Source organism: Streptococcus sp. 2022WUSS083 (assembly GCF_044427155.1).
Lineage (GTDB): Bacteria > Bacillota > Bacilli > Lactobacillales > Streptococcaceae > Streptococcus > Streptococcus hashimotonensis.
The window spans coordinates 1-1,796 of record NZ_JAOTGK010000014.1 but is presented as its reverse complement, the minus strand read 5'-3'; the positions used below and the strand labels follow the sequence as shown (position 1 = coordinate 1,796).

2 protein-coding genes, 1 tRNA gene and 1 other RNA gene are annotated in these 1,796 nt (G+C 36.9%); 3 read left to right on the top strand and 1 reads right to left on the bottom strand.

What is annotated here, in order from left to right; genetic code table 11:
* Window positions 1–127 precede the first annotated feature (127 nt).
* Window positions 128–721: a TVP38/TMEM64 family protein gene (locus ODU41_RS10710; RefSeq protein WP_002935545.1), complete on the bottom strand. Its 594-nt coding sequence runs from the start codon at window positions 719–721 to the stop codon at window positions 128–130.
* A 109-nt stretch (window positions 722–830) separates the two neighbouring features.
* Between ODU41_RS10710 and ssrA the strand changes: the two genes are divergently transcribed.
* The 3 genes from ssrA to tnpA all read left to right on the top strand — a co-directional run.
* Window positions 831–1,178: a transfer-messenger RNA gene (gene ssrA, locus ODU41_RS10705) on the top strand.
* Between the two features lie 2 nt (window positions 1,179–1,180).
* A tRNA-Ser gene (locus ODU41_RS10700) sits at window positions 1,181–1,268 on the top strand.
* A 176-nt stretch (window positions 1,269–1,444) separates the two neighbouring features.
* A partial coding sequence (tnpA, locus tag ODU41_RS10695) for an IS200/IS605 family transposase (RefSeq protein WP_398578998.1) occupies window positions 1,445–1,796 on the top strand: 352 nt, incomplete at its 3' end.

Sequence of the window (1,796 nt, the reverse complement as noted above, 5' to 3'; positions counted from 1 at the left end):
AAAATAGTCCAAGATAATAGAGATAAAAAGAAAAACACAGACAGTACGGCTGGATTTCATCAAAATCAGCTTGAATCTATCTGTGTTTTTTATTTACTGGCTAGTTTTTGCCCAGCCTCGTTCATTTTTATCCTAATAATTGCTGCAACCATTGGCTGCCATAGATCCAAAAGAAGCTATAGGCCACAACTGAGAAAGGGCGACAAAGTAAAGTAATCATAATAAATTTCCGATAACTCATGCTTGTTAATCCAGTAATCATCACCACTATGTCAGCTGGAGAAATGGGAGAAAGCATGCAAAGAATAAAGAAAATTTCATAACTACGTTTATTATCAATTTTGCTTTCATATTTGTAAAACGTATCTTCAGACATGAAGAGGAGACAAAATTTCTTTCCATAGCGACGAGCCAACCAGAAAAGGATGATACTACCGATTGAAATTCCAAGATAATTGAGAAAGAATCCCCACCAAAAATGAAATACGAGGAAACCCACAACAGTCGTAACACCGCCTGGAATAATCGGAAATACAACTTGAATAATCTGAATAGCTAAAAAGGAGAGGCTACCTAAAGCACCTTGGCTTTTGATTAAATCGCTTAAGACATTTTGGTCGTTCAAAATGCCAATCTTATAGAGCCAAAACAGAAAAATAGCAGTCCCGATAAGGGTCAAAATACTTAATACTTGAATGGTTTTTTGCCAAAATTTATACATACTTTCATTTTACCATATTTCAAAATTTTTTTAAATTGTAAGGAAAATGTAAAATAATTTTGCTATTTATAAAAAATTCTGCTATAATAATTCCTGTATCAAATCCTACGGGGTTGTTACGGATTCGACAGGCATTATGAGGCTTGTTCTGCAACTCATCGGCAGATGTAAAAATGCCAGTTAAATATAACTGCAAAAAATACAAACACTTACGCATTAGCAGCTTAATAACCTGCCTGCGTGACCAGTCGCGAATTGCTTGTGTTTGCTGATTGGTCTTAAAATAGCAAGCTACGTTGGGATTGAGTCAGGCAGTTCCAAAAGAGATTTACTGACTCGCTTGGTCTAGGTTTGAGTTATGTATCGAGTTCAAGTTAAAGCAAGACATAACCTATGGTTGTAGACGAATAAGTTAGCAGGTGTTTGGACGTGGGTTCGACTCCCACCAGCTCCATATATGGAAGATTACTCAAGAGGCTCAAGAGGCCGTGTTGGAAACGCGGTAGGCGTGTAACAGCGTGCGTGGGTTCGAATCCCATGTCTTCCGTATGTTATTGAAGAACGACTGATAGTCGTTCTTTTTTTATGGCTTCGAGCCAGTTTTTCTCGTAGAGAAAAACAAGAAAACCACCAGCTATGCTGGTGGTTGACAAGGCTTTGAGCTTCCATTTCTTTTTCCTGATATAATCTAATTGTTCAGGTTAGATAAAGGAGGAAAAAGAAATGGCTAAAACCAGTTACAGTTTATCACATACCAAATGGATGTGCAAATATCACATAGTTTTCACACCTAAGTACCGTAGAAAATCCATTTACTACAAAATAAGGCAGGACTTAATTGATATTTTCCGTCATCTATGTCGATACAAAGGCGTGGAAATTATTGAGGGACACATGATGCCAGACCATGTTCATATGCTTGTCTTGATACCCCCAAAATTTTCGATTTCCGATTTTATGGGATATTTGAAAAGTAAAAGTGCTCTAATGATATTTGATAAACACGCTAATTTGAAATATAAGTATGGAAATCGAAAGTTTTGGGCTAGAGGCTACTATGTTAGTACCGTTGGGC